The organism is Prevotella sp. oral taxon 313 (assembly GCF_003043935.1).
GTDB classification, from domain to species: domain Bacteria; phylum Bacteroidota; class Bacteroidia; order Bacteroidales; family Bacteroidaceae; genus Prevotella; species Prevotella jejuni.
Map to the genome: position 1 here is coordinate 276,867 of NZ_PYXE01000002.1, position 22,981 is coordinate 299,847.

Genomic DNA, 22,981 nt, shown 5'->3' on the forward strand with positions numbered 1-22,981 from the left:
TTATTTTTTCTTCTTGCTTAATTCTAACAGTTCACGAGCATTCTGTAAAGCTGCATCAGAGATATCAGCTCCCGAAAGCATCTGTGCTATCTCTGTCACACGCTGCTCTTGTGTCAACTCACGCATGTGACTACGAGTACCTTCTGCTGTTTCTTCTTTCTCAACCTTATAATGTGAGCTACCCAAAGCAGCAATCTGTGGAAGATGAGTGATAGAAATAACCTGACGATTATTATCGCCCATTTCTTGCATGATGAGCGCCATCTTCTGTGCAATCTTACCACTAACACCAGTATCAATCTCATCAAAAATAATTGTTGGTAACTTCACTGCTCCACTTACCATTGCTTTTAACGACAACATCACACGAGCAATCTCACCACCGGAAGCCACCTGTGCTACTGGTTCCATAGCTGTACTTGTATTGGCAGAGAAAAGGAATTGAACCTTGTCTGCGCCATCTAATGATAGAGCCTTAGGCGACAAATCAACCTTAAACCTAACATTAGGAATACCAAGTGGTATAAGACGGCTCTTCATCTGTTCTTCAACAATCTTTATAGCTTTATGTCTTAGCCCTGTTAACTTCTCTGCTTGCTTTTCACAAGCTACAAGTTTTGCTTTCACATCTTGTTCAAGTAAATCCAGTTCTTCGTCACTGTTATCAATATTCTTAAGCTGTTCTGCAATATTATCACGAATCTCGATGAGCTCTTTCTCTGTAGAAACATGGAATTTCTGTTCAAGTGTATTCAGTAAGTCAAGCTTCTGATTGATACTATCCAAACGTGAAGGGTCAAAGTCGATATTCTCAACTTCACTACTAACCTCACCTGCAATATCCTTCAACTCTATATGTACTGATGACAGTCGTTGTACCAGTTCTTGTGCTTTAGGATACACCTTCTCTATATCACCAAGACTATCCAGACTCTTTCCAAGCTTACTAATAACTCCACTATCATCATCATTCAGCAGATTATCAGCTTCATAGAAAGCTGTTTTGATATCTTCAGAATGTGAGAGAGTCTCACTCTCTTGCTCCAACTCTTCTTGCCTGCCTTCAACCAACCCTGCGTTATCCAATTCACTAAACTGAAAACGCATAAACTCTTCGTTTTCCTGTGCCTTTGAGATCTGCTCTTTCACACTTGACAGACGTCGTTCAGCCTCTTTGTATTGCTGAAACGCTGAACGATAAGCAGCCAGTTCCTTACTGTCTTGAGCAATGATGTCTATAACATTCAATTGAAAATCATCCTTCTGTAACAATAGGTTTTGATGCTGTGAATGAACATCTATTAGCTGCTCACCCAATGCACGCATCATCTGCAACGACACTGGCGTATCATTAATAAAAGCACGAGACTTACCCGTAGCCGTTAGTTCACGACGAACAATTGTATCTTCTGGTTCGAAATCAATATCATGTTCTGCAAAGAAAGAATCAAAACCATAGTTAGAAAGGTCAAAATGTGCTTCAATAGTACATTTCTTCTCTCCTTGTTTAATTTGTTTGCTATCAGCTCGATTACCTAACAATAATCCGATAGCACCAAGGATAATACTCTTACCCGCACCTGTTTCACCAGTAATAACCGAGAAACCAGAATGAAAGGCTATATCCAACTGGTCTATCAACGTATAGTTTTTTATATATAGATGTTTCAGCATATATTTATCAATAATACTAAGTGAAATTAGAATATAGGACTATTTCATACTACAATAGAATTACTACTGTTTTATTTTGTCCCATGTAATGTTCTGACTGGCATTGATACCAAAGAGGATATCATAAACCGACTCCTTTTCTTTCTGTGTTCCTTTCCCTTTGTATATATTAGCCAATTCGTCCTTTTTATAGTCTGTCCATATCTGTGGTAACATACTTATCGGGCGATTTACATGTGCTTTCTTTAAGTCATTTTCCAATGCCATAGTTATGTTTGTACGTCCACGTTCAGCATTGTTAGCCATCTCGTCCAATCCTGTTCTGTAATAGTCATATTGTAACTGGCGAAATGGTTTCATTGCTCCATCAAGATAGTCGTTAATGATAGCAAACCGATTACGTGAATTATCAAAAGCTTTCCAACCCGTAAAGTTAAGATTCTGTGCATTATTCGTCAGAACCATACAACGCTGAAGAATATCTTCACCACCCATAGGAGCGAAAGAGTCTAAATCTAATCCTATAATAAGATAAGCATAATAGGCTATCAGTGCTGTCAATTGATTATCTATATTCTCCTCATTAAACTCAATCTGATCGAATTGAGCAAAGGTGAAATTGAAATCTCCATCTTGATTGTTATAGAGCGTAGAAGTGTAGGCTGCATTATAAACAGGGCGGTTTGCCTGAATTAAAGCCGTACAAGTAAAAAGGTTATTACCTGGGTCATACTTACTAACAGTAATATTAAAGTTACAGTTTATACGTTCCTTTCTTTGGAACTGATAATGAGTCCATTGACGAGTATTAATAAACTGTTCTAAAGTCTGTTGTAAATTCTCAAAGACAGAAGCATCCGTACCCTGAATCTGATTATGATTCACGGTCACTTTTGCATTCAACTCCTGTGCTGATAATTCTCTATTAGAGAATAGCAACAAGCTCATCAATAATATCACGAGCCACTTCTGTCTTTGGTTTCTTTGCATAACGCTTCTTACCTTCTTTGTTGATAATCGTTATTTGGTTATCATCTGCCTGAAAAGTCGTCCCTGGTATCCTCGTTGAATTCAATACGATGAAATCAGCATTCTTCTTTTCCAACTTTCTTTGAGCATTATTTTCTTCTTCATTCGTCTCCAATGCAAATGCAACAATGCGTTGACTCTTTTCCTTCATACGCCCTATTGTCGCAGCAATATCCTGTGTTGGCTTCAGCTTTAAGACTAAGTCGTCACCTACACGCTTAATCTTTTCTTCTGCAATCGCCTCAGGTCGGAAGTCAGCAACAGCTGCACAAAGTATCGCAGCATCGCAATCAGGGAATACTCCGACAGCAGCCTCATACATTTCCTCGCAACTTTCAACATTTACTCGTTGGATACCATCAGAACACGTAAGGCTTACTGGTCCTGCTACAAGCACCACTTTTGCACCACGTCGGGCACATTCCTCAGCTAAAGCGAAGCCCATCTTACCAGACGAATAATTACCTATAAAACGTACTGGGTCAATCTTTTCGTATGTAGGACCAGCTGTTATAAGAATTTTTTTATCTTTTAGGTCATCTAAAGCAGACTGTGACTCAGATGAAACAGAAAAGAATTTGTCTAATGCCTTGATGATATTCTCTGGCTCTTCCATCCTCCCTTTCCCTTCCAAACCACTGGCAAGAAAACCGCTACCTGGCTCTATTATATAATTACCCAAGCTACGCAGTGTCTCAATATTCTTCTGTGTAGAAGGATGCTTATACATATCTAAGTCCATTGCTGGCGCAATAAAGACAGGTGCTTTCATAGAGAGATAAGTAGTAATAAGCATATTGTCAGCTATTCCATTTGCCATTTTGCCTAACGTAGCAGCTGTGCAAGGTGCAATGACCATAGCATCTGCCCATAACCCAAGGTCTACATGGGAATTCCACGTACCATCCTTCTGCGAGAAAAACTCACTTACGACAGGTTTATGTGTCAAGGCTGACAATGTGATAGGGGTAATAAATTCTTTACCAGCAGGGGTGATAACCACCTGTACCTCTGCCCCACTCTTTATCAGCTCACGAATAATAAGACAACTCTTATAAGCCGCTATAGAACCTGTTATGCCTAAAACTATTTTCTTCCCCGTCAACATCACCTTATCTATTATTAAACTCTCTTAGTCGAATACGCGTCAACACCTGCTTTGTGTTATAGGTGAAATCGCTTGCAAGCATCCAACTATAATAACCAGGATCTTTGTGTAACACCTCAGCTACATCCCAACCTTTGTATTTACCAAAGTTAAACACTTCATGTCGGCGTGGTTTTCCTGCGGCATCCAATAGCTGATTACCTTCTTTATCTATCATATCACGCCATACCATACGACCCGCAAAGTCTACAAAATCATTCATTTTTGAGAACTCTGCAAGCTCATCCATGTCATTATTCAGCGAACGATCTTCTTCTTCCTGCCTACCGGGAGCATACATATCAAGCTCACCCTGCAGAACACGCCATGTAGCCTCAGTATCCTGATCAGCTCTATGCGCTTCGAAATCATCCTCCATTTTCCTGCCACAATAGAACTTATATGCTGCAGCAAGATTGCGGCGCTCCATCTTATGATAGATATTCTGTGCATCAATCAGACGACACTTTGAGAAATCAAAATCAACACCCGCACGTAAGAATTCTTCTGCCAACATCGGAACATCAAATCGATTGGAATTAAAGCCAGCAAAATCACATCCTGCAAACTTCTCTGATAATTCCTTTGCCTTCTGCTTAAAGGTAGGCGCATTAGCCACATCCTCGTCCGAAATACCTGTTAACAACGTTACTTCTGTAGGTATAGGCTTTCCAGGATTGATAAAGATATTCTCTCTTTCCTCCCTTCCATCAGGATAAACCTTGATGTAAGAGATTTGAATAATACGGTCGTTTACGAGGTCAAGCCCTGTTGTCTCCAAATCAAAGACTATCAATGGCTTTGTCAAATTCAGCTTCATACGTTTGTGTATAACCCTATATATAATCATAAAGGAGAATGGCTATATAGAGATACACAGCCATCCCCCCAATAAGATTTATTTTATTACTCTTTTAATCGCTTAATAGCATCGGCATAATCAGCATGAGAATGTCCTCATTCTCTGGCTGTTTGTCTGGTACAATAACACCAGCACGAGAGGGATCTGCCAACTGTATAATGACATCATCACTCTCAATATTATTCAAAATATCAAGCATACTTGAACCCTTAAAGCCTATGCTCATAGGATTACCACCATATCCACAGGTGACACTCTCCTTTGCACTTGTTGCGAAATCAATATCTTCAGCATTCAACTCCATCAGACCAGCTGACACATGGAAGCGAATTTGCTGAGAAGAATCGCTCGCAAACGGCAACACACGACGCAAAGCACCAATCAAAGTCTTACGATCAATCGTGACTTGGTTAGGGTTGTCCTGAGGAATTACGCTATTATAATTAGGATACTTACCTTCTATCAAACGGCAAGAAAGATTACCTTCGGCAAAAGAAATCTCTGCTGAACGCTCATCAAAACGAATAATAACATCTCCACCATCCTTTGCCAACACATTCTTCAATAATGAAGCAGGCTTTTTAGGTAGGACGAATGAGGCTGGAGTATCACTCTTAATAGAGAAAATCTTATTCCTTACAAGTCTGTGCCCATCACTGGCTACAACAGCCAAAGCATCTTCCTTCAAATCAAAGTAAACACCATTCATAACTGGGCGAAGCTCATCTTGCGCTGTTGCAAAGAGTGAACGTGTCAGACTATCAGACAACATCTCAGCTTGAAGTGTGATGGTTGTTGCATTCTCAGACACTGATTGAGCCTTCGGATACTCATCTGCTCCAAGAATAGGAAAATTATATGAACCATTCTGATAGGTAACATATATCTTCATCTCATCCAAATTAACATCCAATGTTAGTGGTTGTTCTGGAAGTTCTTTCACAGCATCAAGAATCGTATGATTGTTCACTGCGAAATCACCTTCGCCCTCACAATTCTCAAGGTTCAATGTTCCACGCATGACATTCTCGCTGTCAGATGCTGTTATTGTAAGCTGTCCATCATGAACTTCAAACAAGAAACAATCCAAAATAGGCAGAGAGTTCTTACTATTTATTACTCGAGAGAGAGTCAACAACCGGCTGCTCAATGCAGTACTTGAAAGGTTAAATCTCATTAGTATGTATTTTAGTTAATATTCATATTATGTATATCCGAATTAAGACACCAGACTTCTCATCATAGTCGTCTTTCTTCTTCATCGTACAAAAATACAAAAAAGCGCCGTGAAAAACAAAAATTAAGTATAAAAGTTTCGGTTTTTAGAACTATTTTAGTAATTTCGCAAACAGAATAAAGTATTAAAATAACCAAAACAAGTAGATAAATGGATTTACAAGGAAAAGTAATCGCTGTCCTCCCTGCACGTGAAGGAACTTCTGCTCGAGGACCATGGAAGTCACAACAGTATGTCATCGAAACCCATGACCAGTATCCCAAAAAGATGGTTTTCGATGTTTTTGGCGCTGACAGAATTGAACAGTTTGCTATTAAAGCAGGTGAAGAACTCAATGTTAGCTTCGATATTGATGCACATGAATACAACGGTCGTTGGTTTAACAATATTCGTGCATGGAACATTCAGCGTGTTGATGCTACGGCTGTAATGGCTGGTGCACCTGCAGCAGCTGCCCCTATTAATCCGCAGCCAGTACCTGCAGCAGAATCACAACCAGCCCCATTCCCTCCTGCACAACCGGAGGAGAACTCTACTGACGACCTACCATTCTAATAGAAATACACTATTTCCGATACAACAAAAGACAGGCTCTCCGATTTAACAGAGTCTGTCTTTTTGTTTTTAGAAAACTATCTTTGATAAAATACTACTTTACTCTATAATAGTATTTTGCGTTATAAGAAGGTGCGAAGATAATTCCTTTTGTAAAAATAAAATCACCTTTATATTTCAAACAAGCCTTATTTGTCTTAAAGAACATGCCTAAGTAGCTTATAGGAAACGCCCTTCTTGCGTGTTACTAAGGCTCTTCTTACACCTTGACAGGCCCCTTCTACAGTCGTCTCTATAATCTTTTAATTATCAAATAGATACAAAACTAAAGACATTAAACTTTCTCCTTGATTTTAAGGCCTTACTTACTGTGTTTTTGTAAAGTATTTGTCATCAAGAAAAACAATACTAAATGATAGGACAAAGAGGAGACATAGAGAGCATTAAATACACAACAACAAACATTCTATATCAGTATAAAAGTAAAGAGGCGTGTACACTTACATCCTTTGCCTTTCACAACATTGCATCTCTCTAACTATCAACTACATTCACTACAATTAAACATTAAAAGCCACTTGGGGGTGAGAAACAATTGTATTCACGAATAACACAATACGAGCGGAGAAATAACAAGAAATATTTCAAACATTAATACTATAATTCAAGATTGAAAGGGAAGAATATACAGCTTATCAACTTGTAAAATATGGAACGTCTATGGATAAAGAAATGTTTTCATATAGCAATAAGAACAAGCCATTATAAAAACACAAAACGCCTAAGGATCCATCGAAATCCTTAGGCGATTCATATTACTTATTTTAATAAATCAGAAGCTCTTAAACTGCTGCTGCAATCCATTCATATACAAAGCTGCAAACACCGAAGAGCAGGATACCTGCCATGCAGACTGCCAACGCAAACTTAGTATTGCAATCACTCTTGAACTTAGGCAATGGGTTGTCTGTACGAACAATATACATTGCCTTTACTATCTTGAGATAGTAGTAAAGTGAGATGACCGTATTGAGCAATGCTATGAATACAACGCCATACGCCCAAGCACCCATTGTTGTATTGATATCAGCACCATTTACACCTGACATAAAGATGAAGAACTTAGAGAACATACCTGCAAACGGAGGGATACCACCGAGAGAGAACATCGCTAAGGTCATCAAGAAACTCAAACGTGGGTTGGTTTGATAAAATCCATTGTAGTCACTAATGTCGGTTTTGCCGCCATTGTTCTGCTCTACGACTGATATGATGGTGAAGACTGCCATGTTGGCAACAACATAAATCAAAACGTAGTAGCTAAGAGCAGCAACAGAGTTTGCCCAGTTATTACCAATAGCTGCCAACATGATATAACCAGCCTGTGAGATAGAACTAAATGCCATGAAACGCTTTAACTCATTCTGACGTACAGCAAAGAGGTTGGCAATAGTAATTGAAAGAACAACTACAATCATCAGCAACACGTGCCAGTACTCCATCATGCCACCGAAGACATGGAAGAGAATACTCAACAACGTGAAGGCTGCAGCACCCTTTGAGATAACACTCAAATAACCAGTAACAGTTGTTGGCGCACCTTGATAGGTATCTGCCGTCCAGAAGTGGAATGGAACAAGGGAAATCTTGAAGCCAAGACCACTGAAGAAGAATACGAGACCTATGACTGTCAATGGAGTCGCCTGCATCTTTACAGCAATATCTTCGAAGTAAAGTGTACCAAACTGACCATATAGGAAACTGATACCATAGAGCATTACACCGCTTGAGAAGGTTGCTGTCAAAATAAACTTGGCTGCTGCTTCTGCAGAGTTCTTACGATACATATCGAAAGCAACGGCACATGCCAATGGTACAGACGCCATTTCGAGCCCAAGGAAGAACATTACGAAATTGCCTGCACTCATCATCGCAAACATACCAAGCAATGTTGAAACGATGAGCATATAGAACTCAGCTTCCTTACCAGTCTTTGCAGCCCAGGTACGACTCTGTACTACAACGATAAAGGTACCCATAGAAAGGATGGCCTTCATAACGTTGACAGCAGAACTTGTTACATACATACCACCGAACAGATGTTGTGTACCCATAGGATAGAGACACACAAATGTGTTCAGAAGCAAGAGTATAGAAGCCAGCGGATTGAACCACTTGCGTTCTTCAGCCTTTGCCGTTGCAAAGTCAGCAACGAACAAAACTATCAGGATGGCAACAAGACTTGCCTCCGGAATCATCTTAAAGAAATCACTATAATTCATTTCGCCCGTTTATTAAAGATTACCCAAATTTGGTATATACGTGATAATGTGCTCAAAGATAGGATGAACCGCATCCAAAATCATATTCTCAAAGAAGAGTGGGCATAGTCCTAAGCCTGCAACACAGAAGATCAGACAGCCAATCGCAAAGCGCTCGTCCCACGTAGCATCATGCAATTCATAGAACTTCTTATTAGGAATTTTCTGGAAGAGTATCTTTCCTACAACACGCAAGATGTACACTGCGGTGATAACAATCGCTGTACAAGCAATGATTGTGGCTACTCTGTGGAACATACCTGCATTCTCAAATGAACCTACGAAGATTGTCATCTCAGCAACGAAGCCTGAGAAACCTGGCAAACCAAGGTTAGCAAGACCTGCGACTACATAAGATACAGCCAAGAATGGGATAACCTTCATAAGACCACCAAGGTAACGTACGTCACGTGTTCCTGCACGGTGATAAATCATACCGATACATGCAAAGAACAAAGCTGTCATCAAACCGTGTGAAAGCATCTGAAGAATTGCACCTGTGATAGCTGTCTGTGTGGTCATAACCAAAGCGAAGAGTACCATACCACAGTGTGATACTGAAGAATAAGCATTGATATACTTCAAGTCAGTCTGTACACAAGCTGAAAGTGCACCATATACAACAGAGATAGTTGTCAACACGAGGAATACTGGTGCCCACATCTCCAAAGCATCTGGCATAAGGAACATTGCAATACGCAAACAACCATAACCACCGAGCTTCATCAATACACCAGCGTGGAGCATTGATACCGCTGTAGGTGCTGAAGCATGACCGTCAGGAGACCATGTATGGAATGGGAATAATGCACCAAGTACACCGAAGCCAATGAATACCAATGGGAAGAAGATGTTCTGTATGTTCTTAGGCATAGCATGCATACGTGCTAATTCTGTGACATCCATTGTGGTAGCACCACTGAAATAGTAGATACCAAGAATACCAAGTACTAAGAGAGCAGAACCACCCATCAACATCAAGGTAAGCTTCATTGCAGAATATTCCTTTGGACCAGTACCCCACACACCGATGAGGAGGTACATTGGAATCAGCGCAACCTCATAGAACATGAACATCGTGAACATATCCGTAGAGATAAAGAAGCCAAATACACCTGAAGATAAGAGTACGAACCAAAGGAAATACTCCTTCTTCATAGGCTCAAGCTGCCAACTGGCAAAAGTACCAGTGAAGACGATGATTGCAGAAAGCAGAATCATCACGACAGAGATACCATCTACACCTACCGAGAAAGCAATATTCAAAGGCTTGAACCACATCACAGAATTTGTTAACAGCATCGCATCATGATTACCTGCGTTGCGTTGCTGAACGAAATAAACGGTCAGCCAGATTGCACCTATCAAAAGTGCTGTAGCGCCAGCTACCATCACACCGCGTACCTGATTGTCATTCTTGGCTACCCATAAGCCTAAGAGCATCAGGACGGGGATAATTACAAATACAGTTAATATCCAACTCATTTCTTTAAATCAAGCAAAGTAATACTAATGTTAATGCTACTGTACCAGTGATGAACCATACGGCATACTGACGAACGTCGCCACTCTGCCATGAACGGATAGACTCACCAGCCTCCTGTGTACCCCAAGCCATGAAATTGAAGGTGCCATCAATAACGTGACGATCAAACCATGCGATTGGAATAGAGAAGCAACGGAACACAATCTTATGTGTAAAGAATTGCCAAGCATTATCAATATAGAATCTATTGAGAGCTGCTTTATGTAAATGTGGGAAGGTGCGCTGTAACGCATCTGCAACAGGTTGCTTCTTACCAGCATACATCCAAGTTGCAAGAGCGAAACCGATAAGTGCGGCAAAGATACTGGTTGCAGCGATGCTCCTGTCAATATGGATATCATAGCTGAGACCATTAGCACTCACAAAGTGGCCAAATGGAATCCAACCTGCAGTGATAGAGATAATTGCGAGGAATACCAATGGACCCCACATTACGAAAGGTACTTCCTGTGGACGACGACGGTTCTCTGGGTCCTGCTCGTAGTAAGACTCACCCCAGAAGATTACGTAGTAGAGACGGAACATATAGAATGCTGTCATACCAGCTACAAGTGTCATTATCCACTTTAAAGCCTGTCCTTCTACACCAGGAAGTGCATTACATGCTGAGATGATCTCATCCTTAGAGAAGAAACCAGCAAATGGTGGAAAACCAGCAATTGCCAAGCAACCAATAAGGAAGCAGATGTTAGTTATTGGCATGTATTTATGCAAACCACCCATATACTCTTTAAAGTTGCTACCAATGATAACAATGATAGCACCAGAGCAAAGGAAGAGCAGAGCCTTAAACATTGCATGAGTGAAGAGGTGGAACATTGCTGCCATATAGCCAAGACCTCCGTGGTGGAGATATTCTGCACTATTAAAAGAACCATGCTTACTGTCATAGAAGCAAACACCAAGTGCAACAAGCATGTAGGCAATCTGTGATATGGTTGAGAATGCCAAACCACGCTTAATGTCGCGCTGAGCACAAGCTACTGCTGCTGCATAGAAGGCAGTAAATGCTGCTATCCAAGCAATCCAATGGAGTTGCTCCTGTGCACCAAACTGCACATAGATTGGTAACAATGATGCAACCTGAAATACACCAGCAACAACCATCGTAGCTGCGTGAATCAAAGCAGATACAGGTGTTGGACCTTCCATAGCATCTGGCAACCAGATATGTAATGGGAACATTGCAGACTTACCTGCACCACCAATGAACATCAAGAAGAGCGCAGTAGGAAGTACCCAAGTTAAATGTGGATTCTTGGCTAAGCTATTCAAAGTCTCAGTAAGTCCAGGATTAACGCTAAGATCGTAATTAAATGTTCCTACATAGAAGCTGAAGAACAATATACCAATTAGGAAGAATAAGTCTGCAAATCGTGTAACAATGAATGCCTTCTTACTGGCATGTACTGCAGTATGCTTTGGATAATAGAATCCAATCAACAGATATGAACATACACCTACCAACTCCCAGAAGAGATACATCTGAAAGATATTGGTTGCTACGACAAGGCCAAGCATTGACATCGTAAAGAGTGACAAGTAGGCATAGAAACGCTGGAAGCCGTGCTCATACTCTTCGAACTTATAGTTCTCATCACGCTCAGCCATATAACCGAATGAATAGATGTGAACCATCAAGCTGACAGTAGTAATGACGATTAACATCATTACACTAATTGGAGAAAGACGGAAACCAATGTTAAATGTAAGAAGGTCAGTAAACTTCAACCATGTTAAGTTGAAGACTGTTACAGTTGGGTATGCCCCATTAGCCAAGCGACCATCAGTTACATTGAATGTCTCGCCCATTGCTGTATATTCACCAGTATAAAAGAAATAATGGTAAGCAGTGTAAAGGCTAAGAACAAATAATGTTCCTAACATACAGGTTCCGATGATACCAGCAACCTTGCGAGGCATCTTCATTCCGAACAATCCGAGTACAATAGCACTCAAGAACGGGAGAAGAAGTATCAAAAATGCGTAATCAAACATATTTGTTTTCTTTTTATAATTTCATATTTTCAATACTGTTCACCTGATCGCTGTGGAAATGACGGTAAACATTGATGATAATAGCGAGCGCAACAGCTGACTCAGCCGCACTTACACCGATAGAGAAGAGTGTAAAGAACATACCCTCATAACCATCAGGGAAAAGTAGACGATTAAATGCAGCAAAGTTGATATCGACACTATTAAGAACTAACTCTACGGAGATAAGCATTGCAACAAGGTTGCGACGGGTTACGAAACCAAATACTCCGATAAAGAACAAGAGTCCACTAAGGACAAAGAAATATCCTACAGGTATCATTTGCTTTCCTCCTTCTTTTTGATATTCAAAATAACTAATCCACCGATGATGCAAGCTAAAAGGAATAAAGAAATGAACTCGAATGGGAGAACATATCCATATTTCTTAGCTGTCATTAAGTTATCACCAATAGTTTTCATTGTAATCTCGTTTGCAAAAGCACTTCCGTCTACAGCTGTGTAACGCAAGACTTCATTCTTTAACAAAACTAAGATTACTGTGCCGAAACCTACTAAAGCAATAATAGCAGCAAGGAAAGTGCGCTTTCCTAACCAACGCTCAGATAATCCTTGTAATGTACGCTTACTTACTAACTGAATAGCAAAAATGTACATCATAGTGATACCACCAGCATAGATGCTGATCTGAGTAGCTCCAAGGAACGTATAATCAAGCAGGAAATAGAGACCTGCAACGCCAAAGAGAACAAACAACAATGCTGTTGCTGCTCGCATGATGCGCTTCGTCGATACACAGAATACGGCTGAAGCCAGTATAATAACGGCGAGTACCGCAAACATAATTAATCTTGCCATATCTCTAAACCTTTATTTCTTTTTAGTATTGAACGTTCCAACCTTCCAGTCAGCACCTCCATCGATAAGGTCAGGTAATGAACCACCTTTATATACTTCCTTATCAAGGTGTAATACCAACTTAGAACGATCGAAAACAGAATTCTCGAAATCATTCGTAAACTCGATTGCATCAAAGTTGCAAGCATTAACACACAACTCACAGAACATACAATCGCCTAAGTCATACTCATAATCAAGAAGTTGTTTCTTCTTCTTACCTGTCTCAGGGTTGGTAACCATCTCAGATAGTATCTTAATAGTACCATTAGGACAGGCCTTCTCACACATAGTACAAGCAGTGCATTTATACACTCCTTCTTCATCACGCTTAAATACTAAACGTCCACGATGACGCTTAGCTACGTGAAGAGTCGTCTTGCGGTTCTCAGGATATTGCTCGGTAGACTTTGGTGTGAAGTATTCCTTCATGGTCACCTTCATACCTGTAGCAAGAGTCTTGAGTGCACTCCCGACTTCACCAAAATATGATTGTTTTTTATCTTCCATTCTCTTTAACCATTACTTAGTGAATGTCCAACCAAATGCTACACACACTGTCATTAATACGAGGATAATCAGTGATAGCGGCAAAAGATACTTCCACTCTAATTTAAGAATCTGATCGACACGAAGACGTGGGAACGTCCACTTTATCCACATCAATAAGAATACTACTACGAATGTCTTACCTAAGAACCAAACAATACCAGGAATGCAATTCATAACAGCATCAAAGCCATCCAAGCCAATGTTCAAAGGAGCCCAACCACCTAAGAACACTGTAGATGCAATACCTGATACAACAAAAAGATTAAGGTACTCAGCCAAGTAGTAGAAACCAAATCCCATACCACTATACTCTGTATGGTAACCTGCTGTCAACTCACTCTCAGCCTCTGCCAAGTCAAATGGACCACGATTAGCCTCCGCATTACCCGCAATACAGAATACAAGGAAAGCCAAGATAGCTGGGATATGTCCTTGTACTATCAACCACTGCCAAGGACCTGTCTGCGCTTCGACTATACCTGAAATCTGCATTGTTTGTGTTAGGATAACAGCCGAGATTAAACATACACCTAATGACAATTCGTATGAAATCATCTGTACTGCTCCACGCATAGCAGATAGGACTGAATATTTATTATTACTACCCCATCCAGCAATGAATACTCCAACAACACCAATAGAACTAATGGCGGTCACCAGGAAAATACCAACATTGAAATCAAGGATATGGGCACCCTTATTCCAAGGAAGGAAAGAGAATGTACCGACAGATGCGATAATAACCAAGAAAGGTGCCATATAATAAAGTAGCTTATCCGCTTTATCTACAGCAAAGATTTCCTTAATCAACATCTTCAACACATCGGCTAAGACCTGTAAAGTTCCCCACCATCCTACTCTGACAGGACCAATACGGCACTGGAAGTAGGCGCAGACCTTACGCTCCATAAAGATAAGCACTATTGCAAGTAAAGCATAAGCAAGAAGTATTGCCAATCCCACCACAACGCACTCAATCAGAACGGCCCAAAAATTACTTAGTCCACAAGTGACACGAAGCAATTCATCGAACCATTTTGTAACTATACTAAAATCGAACATAGTATGAATTTAATTCTTAATTGATTACTTTATTGATAACCATGTTAGCGGTCAATATCAGGGATAACGAAGTCAAGCGCAGCACCAGTAGTCACCAAGTCGGCAATCTTCTGACCACGTAACATCTTATCCATGGCGCCAACAAGTGTCAGACCCATTGGGCGGAATTTCAAACGATATGCTGTCTTGTCACCACGTGAATCCAGATAAGCACCAAACTCACCACTTGCACCCTCAACAGAGAAGTACCACTGTCCCTCAGGAACCTTGATGATTGGTTTCTGTTTGATATAGAACTCACCCTCAGGGATATTATCAATCAACTGCTCAATAATATTAAGGCTCTGATAAATCTCCTGTATATGACAATAGTAACGATCCATAGAATCGCCGTGTGTCAAGGTTATCTGTTCGAAATCAACCTTGTCATACATGGCGTATGGATGGTTCTTGCGAACATCATTCTTCCAACCGCTTGCACGACCAGCAGGACCAGTCACACCATAACTAATACAATCCTTCTCATCCATTACACCAACATTGCAGAAACGTTGGTGAGTAATGACATTATCACCAAAGACATCCAAATACTCTTGTACCATTGGACGTAAGTATTTGCAAAGTTCTTTCACGTTTGAAACAAAGTTTGGATCTATATCAGCCTGCAAACCACCTATTCTATAATAGTTCTGTATCAGGCGACCACCAGTCGTCTCTTCCATTACATTCAATACATGCTCACGATCACGCATACCATAAAGGAAAGCTGTAAGGGCGCCTAAGTCTTGAGCGCAACAAGATGTATAAAGGAGGTGATTGTCAATACGCTGCAACTCATCCATAATAGTACGGATATAGAGGATACGCTCAGACAACTCAATGCCCATACCTTCCTCTATAACACCAACAAGTGCGTGACGATGCATCATTGCTGACAGATAGTTCATACGGTCAGTCAATGCCAAGGTCTGAGGATATGTGAACTGTTCACAAAGCTTCTCAATACCACGATGGATATATCCCAAGTGTGGATAGATCTTGGTTACAGTCTCACCATCCAACACAGTCTGCAAACGGAGCACACCGTGAGTAGATGGGTGCTGAGGACCGATATTCACAACGAAATTATCATCAGTGAACAGCGCATGTTGTGTCTGAACAAGTTCACCTTCATTATTGAGATTCCATTCTGTTGTTGTATCAACTTCTACATCATCCTCCGTTGTGTACATGTTCTTCTTTGGATCCATGTCATAATCCTTACGGAGTGGATATCCCTTAAAGTCGTTTCTTAGGTAGAGACGACGCATATCAGGGTGACCAAGGAACTTGATACCATAGAAATCATAAACCTCACGCTCTAATAAGTCTGCATCATTCCAAAGCTGATAGACAGAAGGAATAACAGACTCCTCCCCTACCTTCTTTGCAAGTTGCTTTACAGAGCAACGTTCATGAGTATTTGTATTCTCAAGGATATAGATACATCCAAGACCTTCCTCTGCACCAAAGTCTTCACCGACAACAGTTACAAGGTAATCGAAATGCTTCTCATTCTTTAGCTTTGCCATCTCAGAAGCAAAGCTATCAAAACCGAACTCTTTATTTTCTAATTTCATTCTCGCGTACCTTATATATTAATTATTAGTAGAAGTCTCGTCTGAAACCTTACCTGTTGCACCTATCTGATCGATTTCTTTACCCAACTTTTCAACATCTTCCTTTGTTACAGGCTGGTCAACAACAATCGTATCTTTCTTTGGAACAACAGTTTCTGAAGAAGATGCAACCGCAGCTTCCTTTGGTTTCTCAGCTGCTTCAGCAGGCTTAACAGCAGCAGGAGCAGGCTTAGCGACAGGACGTGCTGGCTTTGGAGCAGGTTTCTTTGCCTCGTTCCAAGCAGCCTCACGCTTCTCCTTTATCTCCTCTGGATTAATACCTAACTTCTCTTCAAAGATGAGTTCAGAATTACTCTTACCTAATTCACGCTCTTCAGCTGTCTGCTTATGGTTAACACCACCGAAGAATTTCTCGACCTTCACCTTGCGTTGAAGCTGCATCATACCATAGATAATGGCCTCTGGACGTGGAGGACAACCAGGGATATAAACATCCACAGGGATAATCTCATCAATACCACGCATAACGTGATAGCTATCCTTAAATGGACCACCAGAGATAGCACAACCACCGACAGCAATTACATACTTAGGCTCAGCCATCTGATCATACAGACGCTTCAATGCTGGAGCCATCTTATTCGTAATTGTACCAGCACACATAATCAAGTCAGCCTGACGTGGTGAGTTACGTGTAACCTCAAATCCGAAGCGAGAGAAGTCATAACGTGCACATCCAACAGACATAAACTCAATACCACAACATGATGTTGCGAAGGTTAGCGACCAAAGAGAATTACTACGACCCCAGTTGATGAGCTGATCCAAGTTACCGAGAACAAGGTTTGTACCACCATCGTTCAATTCGCTTGCCATTTTGCTAAGCGTGTCATTGTCTTTCCATTCTTCGTATGGAAGAGACTTGATTTTTGGCTTTCTTATTTCCATTCAAGTGCTCCTTTCCGCCAAGCATACGCAAGACCAAATACTAATACCAGCATAAAGAAACCAATCGTAGCAAGTGCAAGTGGACCGGTTTCTTTTACAACGACTGCCCATGGATAGAGGAATACTGTCTCCACGTCAAACATCAAGAAAAGGATAGCAAAGAGGTAGTAACCGATATGTACTGGTAACCAAGAGGTTCCGTAAGTCGGTATACCACACTCGTAAGGCTCACCCTTCGCAGGATTGTATGAACGCGGGCCAATCAACTTAGCGATAGCATAAGCTGCCACTACCAAGAATGCGGCCGTTATCAAAACGGTAACAAAAAGTGTGAAATACATAAACTTTATATATAGCTATAATTTAATTGTGCAATCTTGCTCTTAATGTAATATGTTTTAAAACATCTGCAAAGTTACAAAATTATTTGAGAACAACTGCATTTTGAACAGAAAAACATACCACTTTTTGCAAACTCTACTTTACAAACGACGTATTGCCATATTTACAAGACGATAATCGGCTGTTTGTTAAATACATTGTATTAAATTCCTATTGTACCCAAAGGGCAGAGAGAACAGGCTACATAAATATCAGATTCACTGGTCATAATTAACAATTCATCCTAAGAATAATATTCAATCAAACCCTCTATAGGTGAGGCTATCACCTTACCAACTTGATAATCGAAGCGATTAGCACTGGCTCTTAATTGCGGTTCAAAAGCTGCTGCTATCCCTCCAACCGCTGAAATAGTACGGATTGGAGATGATTTATACTTCAAGATATTTTTCTTAAAGAAATTATCGAAATTATATTCTACTAAAGCCTCTAATTCAGTATGTTGCAAGTTGTCTTTGATAAATCTTGAAATCCCTGCTAAAAAGCGGTTTGCAAGTAGTTGACGATATACTTTATCAATAATTTCAGGATAGCTCAATCCGCTCCATTCTAAATACAGATCACGTATCTCTGTTGGCAAATCGCCTTTGAAGATGCCATTGAGTAATAACTTTCCAAGAACAGCCCCACTGCCTTCGTCTCCCAAGATATAACCCAAAGGGGGGATATTTGCTACAATCTGCTCGCCATCATACTGACAGCTATTAGCACCAGTACCTAATATACAAGCGATTCCGGCCTCATGTCCGCATACTGCATGAGCTGCACCTAACAAATCGCTCTCTACTTTCACCGAAGCAGAAGGGAATGCCATGCTGAGTGCTTCACTTACAATGGGTGAAAGACTCTTTGTACATCCAGCCCCATAAAAGTATATCTGTGTGACCAACTTGATTATATCAGCCTCCCTTAGAGAATTGTTGTTTTGTTCAGTAGCCTTGATTAACGCTGGTATTAGCTCCTGTTCTAATGTATGTAAAATGACATCCTTCGACTGATGAAAAGGATTCAATCCCTGTGTACGGACTCTCAGAACGCACTTACTGGTATCTGTTGGCAGACTTATCAATGCCCAGTCTGTTTTAGAACCTCCACTATCGGCAATTAATATCATAGTGTTCTTTTTTCGTGCAAACTTACTATTTTTTATTCGTTTACACGCCATGTGAGATAAGAAAAGCACAAACAAAGGTATCTTTAGTATCATTTTACATTCCTATACAGCCCTAAATGCCAAAGTTTCCGTATCTTTGTACACCTATATAATACATAACAACCCTTTTTAGAGTAAAACAGATATGCGCAAAAAGCTATTTTTTATCACTATATTACTTTTCATCCTCACACTGCCAATACATGCTGTTCTACAAGAGGACTCACTGAAAAACTCTCTACAAGTACTACGCTCTGAACTGATTGCGCAGCATTTAGAACAAACAAAACAGCTGAATAAATCAAGATTTATTACCGAACAAGTTACAAGTCAACTGAAGGAGATTGGTGATAAGTCTGCCCAAATATCCTTGATGCTTTATTCTCAAAAGACGGATAACATCTTCGACCTTACTTATGCCTGCCAACAAGCAACCGAATTATGGAAAGACTTTCAAACCAAGACCCGTCCCTTCCACGACCTTATCACAGAAAGTAATGAAGAGATAGCACGCTACGACTCATTGATCAACGTACTTAGTACGATGTATATCTTTGGTCTCACGCCTAAGATGAAGACCGACCGTAACGTCTGTCTTACCCTTGCAGCAAGTATTCGAAGGATGCTAAAAGAGCGCAACGACTCCTATCAAGAATACATCCAATACTATAAGTTTAGCCAACAACAATTAGAAGCACTCGATGCCTACGCACAGAAAAGGTACGAGGAGATACAGTCTGGTATCTTTACGAACTCTGGAGACAACTATTTCAAGTTCTTAAAGACTGCCCGACTACGCTTCAACCAAATGAACACAACACTCTCCGAAAAATACACTTCCGACCCTGTTGTTGCCTCACAATGGGATGTAAAGTGGATTATCACACTTTTTAGTATGATACTCATTTATGGTTTAATAGCCATCCTTATCAACTATCTGAGTATTCGCTTCTTAGTGACTAAGGTCATGAAGACCAATAGGTTTGAGCAGAAAAGTCATGCTTTCCTTGCAAAGCGTACGTGTATTATTATGTTGGCTTCCGTGATTACGTTTAGTATCATACTTGTTATCATCAGATTGTTCTCACCTTCTAATTTCGTACACATGGCTTGCAGCCTACTCTTAGAGTACACATGGATGCTGACAGTTATCTTTGCTTCCCTGCTCCTGCGTGTAGAAGGCTCACAGACACACAACGCTTATCGCATCTACTATCCATTGATAATGATTGGGTTCTTCGTCATTACCTTCCGTATTGTAATGCTCCCAAGCTCTATCGTGACGCTCCTCTTCCCGCCTCTATTACTTATCGACACCTTGTGGCAGGCAAGAATGATTTACAGATATCACAAGCTTGTACCTCGTTACGACCTGAACTTCGCTTATATGTCTCAACTTGTCTTTGTCTTCTCACTTGTGAGTGCATGGATAGGATATACGATGTTTGCCGTACAAGTAATTATCTGGTGGTCAATGCAATTGGCATGTATTCTTACAATCGCCTTCTTCAAAGACTATCTGAATCAATATAGAGCTAAACACCCTATCAAGAACTTATCGCCTATAAAGGTATGGGCACTACACTTCATAGACATTGTTCTCATCCCAATTGCTTTGGTCATATCTTTCTTTATGGCTGTTTATTGGGCAACAGACGTGTTCAATCTTAGTGGGTTGACTTGGGATTTGATTCGTGACAACTTCATTGACTCTACGAACATAAAGATTAGTGTCTACGCCATAGCCGTTGTAACCATTCTTTGGTTCGTATTTAATTATCTAAACCTAACGATTCGTGATGCAATTAAACTGTATCTCAAACGAAACGACCCATCAACAGCTGAAGCACGCGCAACAATGTATATCAATGTATTACAGGTTGTTATCTGGGGTGCATGGCTATTAACTACACTTAGCATCATCAAGGTCAGCAGCACATGGTTGGTCGTTGTGACGGGTGGACTGTCAACGGGTATAGGTTTTGCGATGAAGGATATCCTCGAAAACATCTATTATGGCATCTCTCTGATGGCTGGTCGTATCAAGATTGGCGACTACATCATTTGTGATGACATTCGTGGTAGGGTAAGCTCTATCAGCTATACATCGACTATGATAGAAGCACTCGATGGTTCGGTTATTGCTTTCCAAAACTCACAACTATTCACCAAAAACTACAAGAACATGACAAAGAATCATGGTTATGAGTTGGATATCCTTGAGGTTGGAGTAGCGTACGGGACTAATATTAAGGAGGTAAAAGCTCTTCTTACAGACGCTATAACTTCATTGGGAGTCACTTACGAAGCACAACCAGTCGTTGTCAGACTTAAAAGTTTTGATGATAGCTGCATTACATTGAGCATTATTGTTTGGCTGAATGTATTTACACGAGGTAGTGACATTGGTGATATCATGGAATGTATTTACGAGACGCTTAATAAGAATGGCATTGAAATCCCATTCCCACAGCGTGAAATCACTATCAAACAACAAAATAATAATTAAGTGACGGGACTATTCATGTATTCAAAACGCATCAAAGCTTGAATAATACCATTACTATATAATTAGTTATCAGTGACTCATTCTATTCTTTCATGGCAGCTAACACAAGCCTTAAGTTCCTTTCTTACGAACGGGAGGAATATGTACACGAGTAGTACGGAGTATAAACACGAAAAACTTCGAGGGCAGAACACCTCGTTATATTGTATTGCTGTGCGCAAAAATTAGTATGATCTGCGAGTAAAAGAATACATTTTACTCATCTTGCTAATACTCACCTTTAGCTAATAAATTCCTTCCTCGTTAAAAGGCAAGTTGGAGAACAAGACAAGCAAAAGCTGGAGTGATGTTCACTCTCTTTGCTCATTGAATACAATATAACAGCGAGTTCTATCTCGGTAGATACTCCCTTTCTTTCGGAAAGACTGGAGAGAAAGCTACTTTTTTTACTTCCTTAGAATCCACTATATGCTCTATAAGGTAATAGAAGACGCCTACTTGCAATTGAGAACATGCCCTTCTTGCTCATAGAAGACGCCCTTCTTGGGGCAAGAAGGGCGTCTTCTTCAACGCTACTTGTAATATGCTGATTTCGTGAGAGTTACAGGCTAACATTTAGGAGAGATTATACTCTTTTCTTGAGAATGATTTACTCAATGTTTTGTAATGACTTTTCACAAGCCTACTAATTCTTTTGAAGTATAGAGAGAATACTAAATTAATCTACTGGAAACGATGATAGCTAAAAAAGAGGTCTTTCTTCCTTCACAGAGAAATATAGGTTTTGGCATGCAGGTAGGCACCACAAGAGAAAGAAACAGAAACGAAAAGAGGAACGCTAAACAGCGTTCCTCCATATACTTATTAAGTTTCTTCAACTCTATTGATTAGAAATTGTAATATACACCGAAGGTGATATTGTTACCATTAAGAGAAGCACCCCAAACATTGTTAGCCTTAGCGCCACTTACATCAGCCTTAGAAGACTTCCAACCTACGAAACCAACGTGAGTTACAAAGCTTACCTTTGGACTGAGGTTAACTGCGAGACCTGGTCTCAAACCAGCTTCCCACTCATTAATAGAAGCACCACGAGTGTGAGCGTGATTGTAATGAGCATAACCGAAGCCGCCATCTACGAAAGCATTTACATACTTAGAGCGTACGAAAGTGTAACGAGCGTATGGTGCAACCTTAACGTAGTTACGAGACTCACCCTCATATTCTACAGGGTCACCCTTACCCCAACCGAGTGTAGTACCAATTGCCCAGTCACCGTTGATGTTGTAACCAACCTCTGGGAGGAACTGATAAGTAGTAACAGCATCAGACCCGTCTGTCTTAGAAGAAGCAATACCAACGCTACCACCAACGTAAACCTGTGCGCTTGCAGCAAGTGAAACAAATGCTACTGCAAATGACAATAAAATCTTTTTCATAATAGAAAACTTTTTAATTAATACTGAATTA

Annotated in this window: 19 protein-coding genes; 2 read left to right on the plus strand and 17 right to left on the minus strand. The window is 40.4% G+C overall.

Annotation, left to right across the window (positions count from 1 at the left end):
• From recN to dnaN, 5 genes are all read right to left on the minus strand, one after another.
• Nucleotides 1-1,674: a DNA repair protein RecN gene (gene recN, locus AXF23_RS15480; protein WP_107626133.1), complete on the minus strand. Its 1,674-nt coding sequence runs from the start codon at nucleotides 1,672-1,674 to the stop codon at nucleotides 1-3.
• A gap of 63 nt (nucleotides 1,675-1,737) precedes the next feature.
• Nucleotides 1,738-2,622, minus strand: coding sequence for a type IX secretion system protein PorD (locus AXF23_RS15485; RefSeq protein ID WP_107626134.1), 885 nt, complete (start codon nucleotides 2,620-2,622; stop codon nucleotides 1,738-1,740).
• On the minus strand, nucleotides 2,600-3,811 hold the full coding sequence (gene coaBC / locus AXF23_RS15490; RefSeq protein ID WP_107626135.1) for a bifunctional phosphopantothenoylcysteine decarboxylase/phosphopantothenate--cysteine ligase CoaBC: 1,212 nt from the start codon (nucleotides 3,809-3,811) through the stop codon (nucleotides 2,600-2,602). Before coaBC ends, AXF23_RS15485 begins: the two co-directional genes overlap by 23 nt.
• 4 nt (nucleotides 3,812-3,815) lie before the next feature.
• On the minus strand, nucleotides 3,816-4,670 hold the full coding sequence (locus AXF23_RS15495; RefSeq protein WP_107626136.1) for a 3'-5' exonuclease: 855 nt from the start codon (nucleotides 4,668-4,670) through the stop codon (nucleotides 3,816-3,818).
• 94 nt (nucleotides 4,671-4,764) lie between these two features.
• Nucleotides 4,765-5,889 carry a DNA polymerase III subunit beta gene (gene dnaN / locus AXF23_RS15500; RefSeq protein WP_009011235.1) on the minus strand — a complete coding sequence of 375 codons (1,125 nt, stop codon included), beginning with the start codon at nucleotides 5,887-5,889 and terminating at the stop codon, nucleotides 4,765-4,767.
• A gap of 210 nt (nucleotides 5,890-6,099) precedes the next feature.
• Between dnaN and AXF23_RS15505 the strand changes: the two genes are divergently transcribed.
• Nucleotides 6,100-6,504 carry a DUF3127 domain-containing protein gene (locus AXF23_RS15505; protein WP_107626137.1) on the plus strand — a complete coding sequence of 135 codons (405 nt, stop codon included), beginning with the start codon at nucleotides 6,100-6,102 and terminating at the stop codon, nucleotides 6,502-6,504.
• Between the two features lie 842 nt (nucleotides 6,505-7,346).
• Here the strand turns inward: AXF23_RS15505 and AXF23_RS15510 are convergent.
• The 11 genes from AXF23_RS15510 to AXF23_RS15560 form a co-directional block, all read right to left on the minus strand.
• Nucleotides 7,347-8,786, minus strand: a complete 1,440-nt coding sequence (locus AXF23_RS15510; RefSeq protein WP_107626138.1) for an NADH-quinone oxidoreductase subunit N — start codon at nucleotides 8,784-8,786, stop codon at nucleotides 7,347-7,349.
• Between the two features lie 12 nt (nucleotides 8,787-8,798).
• Nucleotides 8,799-10,310 (minus strand): complex I subunit 4 family protein, encoded by a 1,512-nt coding sequence (locus AXF23_RS15515; protein ID WP_009011244.1) that lies wholly within the window; start codon nucleotides 10,308-10,310, stop codon nucleotides 8,799-8,801.
• Between the two features lie 4 nt (nucleotides 10,311-10,314).
• Nucleotides 10,315-12,369 (minus strand): NADH-quinone oxidoreductase subunit 5 family protein, encoded by a 2,055-nt coding sequence (locus AXF23_RS15520; RefSeq protein ID WP_107626139.1) that lies wholly within the window; start codon nucleotides 12,367-12,369, stop codon nucleotides 10,315-10,317.
• A gap of 13 nt (nucleotides 12,370-12,382) precedes the next feature.
• Complete coding sequence (gene nuoK, locus AXF23_RS15525) at nucleotides 12,383-12,691, minus strand: NADH-quinone oxidoreductase subunit NuoK (RefSeq protein WP_004360908.1); 309 nt, start codon at nucleotides 12,689-12,691, stop codon at nucleotides 12,383-12,385.
• Entirely contained in the window at nucleotides 12,688-13,227 is a 540-nt protein-coding gene (locus AXF23_RS15530) for an NADH-quinone oxidoreductase subunit J family protein (RefSeq protein ID WP_107626140.1), read from the minus strand. The genes nuoK and AXF23_RS15530 overlap by 4 nt, the downstream gene beginning before the upstream one ends.
• Before the next feature lie 12 nt (nucleotides 13,228-13,239).
• On the minus strand, nucleotides 13,240-13,776 hold the full coding sequence (locus tag AXF23_RS15535; protein WP_009011248.1) for a 4Fe-4S dicluster domain-containing protein: 537 nt from the start codon (nucleotides 13,774-13,776) through the stop codon (nucleotides 13,240-13,242).
• Nucleotides 13,777-13,788: 12 nt separating this feature from the next.
• Nucleotides 13,789-14,880, minus strand: a complete 1,092-nt coding sequence (gene nuoH / locus AXF23_RS15540) for an NADH-quinone oxidoreductase subunit NuoH (protein ID WP_107626141.1) — start codon at nucleotides 14,878-14,880, stop codon at nucleotides 13,789-13,791.
• Nucleotides 14,881-14,924: 44 nt separating this feature from the next.
• The gene (locus tag AXF23_RS15545; RefSeq protein WP_009011250.1) at nucleotides 14,925-16,499 is read right to left on the minus strand and encodes an NADH-quinone oxidoreductase subunit D-related protein; all 1,575 of its coding nucleotides are present in this window, start codon (nucleotides 16,497-16,499) and stop codon (nucleotides 14,925-14,927) included.
• A gap of 18 nt (nucleotides 16,500-16,517) precedes the next feature.
• Nucleotides 16,518-17,447 carry an NADH-quinone oxidoreductase subunit B gene (locus AXF23_RS15550; protein ID WP_089366033.1) on the minus strand — a complete coding sequence of 310 codons (930 nt, stop codon included), beginning with the start codon at nucleotides 17,445-17,447 and terminating at the stop codon, nucleotides 16,518-16,520.
• The gene (locus AXF23_RS15555; RefSeq protein ID WP_089366034.1) at nucleotides 17,438-17,788 is read right to left on the minus strand and encodes an NADH-quinone oxidoreductase subunit A; all 351 of its coding nucleotides are present in this window, start codon (nucleotides 17,786-17,788) and stop codon (nucleotides 17,438-17,440) included. Before AXF23_RS15555 ends, AXF23_RS15550 begins: the two co-directional genes overlap by 10 nt.
• Nucleotides 17,789-18,072: 284 nt before the next feature.
• A complete protein-coding gene (locus tag AXF23_RS15560; protein WP_107626142.1) occupies nucleotides 18,073-18,963 on the minus strand; it encodes an ATPase in 891 nt (296 codons plus the stop codon).
• A 184-nt stretch (nucleotides 18,964-19,147) separates the two neighbouring features.
• On the opposite strand from AXF23_RS15560, the gene AXF23_RS15565 reads away from it, so the two are divergent.
• Nucleotides 19,148-21,511 carry a mechanosensitive ion channel family protein gene (locus AXF23_RS15565; RefSeq protein WP_107626143.1) on the plus strand — a complete coding sequence of 788 codons (2,364 nt, stop codon included), beginning with the start codon at nucleotides 19,148-19,150 and terminating at the stop codon, nucleotides 21,509-21,511.
• Between the two features lie 887 nt (nucleotides 21,512-22,398).
• On the opposite strand, the gene AXF23_RS15570 is transcribed toward AXF23_RS15565, so the two are convergent.
• Entirely contained in the window at nucleotides 22,399-22,950 is a 552-nt protein-coding gene (locus tag AXF23_RS15570) for an outer membrane beta-barrel protein (protein ID WP_107626144.1), read from the minus strand.
• Nucleotides 22,951-22,981 lie beyond the last annotated feature (31 nt).